This window comes from Kocuria sp. SM24M-10, from assembly GCF_001027955.1.
Lineage (GTDB): Bacteria > Actinomycetota > Actinomycetes > Actinomycetales > Micrococcaceae > Kocuria > Kocuria oceani.
Genome location: NZ_LDNX01000068.1, coordinates 1 through 3,349, shown reverse-complemented (window position 1 = coordinate 3,349; position 3,349 = coordinate 1). Strand labels below are relative to the sequence as shown.

At 73.4% G+C, this 3,349-nt stretch carries 4 protein-coding genes; all 4 read right to left on the bottom strand.

Features of this window, described 5'->3' with window-relative positions; translation table 11 throughout:
- Positions 1-138 precede the first annotated feature (138 nt).
- Positions 139-753 (bottom strand): SMC-Scp complex subunit ScpB, encoded by a 615-nt coding sequence (gene scpB / locus ABL57_RS08285; RefSeq protein WP_047802991.1) that lies wholly within the window; start codon positions 751-753, stop codon positions 139-141.
- On the bottom strand, positions 750-1,655 hold the full coding sequence (locus tag ABL57_RS08280; RefSeq protein ID WP_047802990.1) for a ScpA family protein: 906 nt from the start codon (positions 1,653-1,655) through the stop codon (positions 750-752). The genes scpB and ABL57_RS08280 overlap by 4 nt, the downstream gene beginning before the upstream one ends.
- Positions 1,655-2,548 carry a ParA family protein gene (locus ABL57_RS08275; RefSeq protein WP_047802989.1) on the bottom strand — a complete coding sequence of 298 codons (894 nt, stop codon included), beginning with the start codon at positions 2,546-2,548 and terminating at the stop codon, positions 1,655-1,657. The genes ABL57_RS08280 and ABL57_RS08275 overlap by 1 nt, the downstream gene beginning before the upstream one ends.
- A 244-nt stretch (positions 2,549-2,792) precedes the next feature.
- On the bottom strand, positions 2,793-3,349 hold a 557-nt coding region (locus ABL57_RS08270; RefSeq protein ID WP_047802988.1), incomplete at its 5' end, for a cation:dicarboxylate symporter family transporter.

The following is a 3,349-nucleotide window of genomic DNA, read 5'->3' as shown; positions in this document are numbered from 1 at the left end:
GCCGGTGCCGCCGCGCCCGCCCGGGACGGACGGGCCGCCCTGGCCGCTCCGGGGCTTCCCGCCCTGGGAGCCGGGGCCGCGGCGGCCGCCGGGTCCGGGGCGGCCGGATGATGAACGTGGTGTGGCCATGGTGGTGTCTCAGTCCTCGTAGTGGTCGATCTGATCGATGCCCGGCAGGTGAGGGGCGATGTCCGGGAGCTCGTCGAGCGACCCGATGCCCATCCTCTCCAGGAAGAACGTGGTGGTGCCGTAGAGCACGGCCCCGGACTCGCCGTCCCGCTCGAGCTCGCGGATCAGCCCCCGCTGCACGAGGGTGCGGACGACGCCGTCGACGTTCACCCCGCGGATCGCGGAGATCCGTCCTCGACTCACGGGCTGGCGGTACGCCACCACGGCCAGGGTCTCCAGGGCCGCCTGGGACAACCGGGCGGTCTGCCCCTCCGCGACGAACGCGGAGACGACCGGGGCGAACTCGCTGCGGGAGTAGATCCGCCATCCGGCACCGGTGCTGCGCAGCTCGAAGCCGCGCGGCTCCAACGTTCCAGCATACCCCAGATCCGCGGCCCGGCCGTCGTACTCCGCGCGCAGCCGGTCCAGGACCCGTTGCACCGAGGCGACGGGGACCACGAGCGCGGCGGCGATCTCGTACTCGCCGACGGGCTCGTCGGCGACCATCAGGATCGCCTCGACGGCGGCCTTCAGGCCCCCGGGCAGGGCCTCGAAGTCCGGACCGGCCTCCGGCACGGCGCTCACGCGGGCACCCCCGCCGCGGACCCCACGGACGAGGGGACCGGGTCCGCCGCCGGTCCGGGCGCGCCGGCGCCGGCCACGCCGGTGTCGTCCGTGGTGAGGCGCTCGACGGTCCACCCGCTGCCGGCACCGGTCCAGCGCACCGTGAGCTCCCCCAGCGGGGCCTCCTGGGACAGCTCGATCACGGCGTCCCGGAACATCTCCAGCAGCGCCAGGAACCGGACGACCACCGCCAGGGTGGACCCGGCCTCGGCCACCAGCGCGTGGAAGGAACGCGGCCGGCCGTCGCCGAGCAGGACCAGCAGGGCCTCGGCCTCGTCCCGGACGGAGACGGCGGCCCCGTGCAGGTGGTCGACGCCGACCTCGGGGGGCGTCCCCGGCCTGGCCGCGAACACCGCACGGGCGATCTCGGCGAACTGTTCGGGGGTGGTCCGCCAGTCGAGCTCGGGCAGGACGGCGGCGACCTCCGGGTCCAGCGGCACCACCCGGGGCAGGCGGGCGGACTCGGCCCGCAGCCGCTCGTCGAGCAGACCGGCGACCTCCTTGAAGGCCTTGTACTGCAGCAGCCGGGCGAAGAGCAGGTCCCGGGCCTCCAGCAGGGCCACGTCCTCCTCGTCCTCGACCTCGCCGCGCGGCAGCAGCCGGGCGGCCTTGAGGTCCAGGAGGGTGGCGGCGACCACGAGGAACTCGCTGGCCTCGTCGAGGGCGCGGACCGACCCGGACTCGTGCAGGGCCCGCACGTACTGGAGGAACTCGTCGGTGACGGTGGACAGCGCGATCCGGGTGATGTCCATCTCGTGCTTGGCGATCAGGGAAAGCAGGACCTCGAAGGGCCCGGCGAAGTCCTCCAGCTGCACCGTGAAGCCACCGGGCCCGCTGGGCTCCGGCAGCTCCTCGGGGTGCATCAGGGCGCGCCGCCGCGCGAGATCAGCTCCCGCGCCAGCTGGCGGTAGGACTCCGCGCCCTGGTGGGCCGTGGCGAAGGAGAGGATGGGCTCGGCGGCGACCGTCGCGTCCGGGAACTTCACGGTGCGCTTGATGACCGTGTCGAAGACCTTGTCCCCGAACGCGTCGACGATCCGGGCCATGACCTCCCGGGAGTGCAGCGTCCGGGAGTCGAACATCGTGGCGAGCACGCCGTCGATCTGCAGGCGCGGGTTGAGCCGGTCCTGGACCTTCTCGATGGAGTCCACGAGCAGCGCCACGGCGCGCAGCGCGAAGAACTCGGCGATGAGCGGGATGACCACGCCGTGGGCGGCGGTCAGCGCGTTGACGGTCAGCAGCCCCAGCGAGGGCTGGCAGTCGATGATGATGACGTCGTAGTGCTCCTCGAGCTTGCGCAGCGCGCTGGCCAGGACCTGCTCCCGGGCCACCTCGGTGACCAGCTGCACCTCGGCCGCGGAGAGGTCGATGTTGGCGGGGAGCAGGTCCACGCCCTCGACGTCGGTCTCCTGGACCACGTCCCACACGTCCACGGAGCGGTCCATCATCACGTTGTAGACCGTCAGCTCGAGCTCGTGCGGGTTCGCGCCGAGGCCGGCGGAGAGCGCGCCCTGCGGGTCGAAGTCGACGAGCAGGACCTTCCGCCCCAGCTCCGCCAGCGCGGCCCCGAGGTTGATGGTGGACGTGGTCTTGCCCACCCCGCCCTTCTGGTTGACCATCGCGATGATCCGGGCGGGCCCGTGGGCGGACAGCTCGGGCGGTTCGGGGAAGTCGCGGACGGGACGGCCGGTGGGGCCCAGGGCTCCCGCCGCGGTCTCGCCCGTTCCGGGGATCCTCTCGTCGCTTCGCTGGCTCACTCGTGGCACCGCTCTTTCGTTCGTGGTCGCTGGCGCGCCCGGGCCGGCCCGGGCGCGGGGCGGCCCGGGCCGGTGGGGCCGACCTGGGGTTTTCCTGGACTCGATCAGCTACCAGGGTACCGCCGCCGCCTGCCGGTCCCGAATTGCCGGGGCGGCGGGGCGGGGCCGGGAGACGGACGGACCGCGCCCGCCGGACCCGGTGGGGTCCGGCGGGCGCTGTCGTCCCGTCGGCAGGAGGTGGTGCTCAGCGGGTGCCGGCGGCGGCCTCGACCTTCTCGGCCACGGAGTCCTCGACACCGGCGCCGTCGGCGCCGGCGTCCTGCTCGGGGGCGCCGTGCGAGTGCGCGGCCATGGTGGACTCGTCGAACCGGTCCTGGCCGGAGAGCACGCGCTCGACCTGGTCGAGGTCGAGCTCCCGGGTCCACTTGCCGATCAGCAGGGTGGCGACGGCGTTGCCGGTGAAGTTCGTCAGGGCGCGGGCCTCGGACATGAACCGGTCGATGCCCACGATGATGCCCACGCCGTCGACCAGGTCCGGGCGGTGCGACTGGAGCCCGCCGGCGAGGGTGGCCAGTCCGGCGCCGGTGACGCCGGCGGCGCCCTTGGAGGCGATGATCATGAACACCAGCAGGGAGATCTGCTCGCCCAGGGCCAGGGGGTTGCCCATGGCGGAGGCGACGAACAGGGCGGCCATGGTCAGGTAGATCGCGGTGCCGTCCAGGTTGAAGGAGTACCCGGTGGGGACCGTCACGCCGACCACGGGCTTGGAGACGCCGGCGTGCTCCATCTTGGCGATCAGCC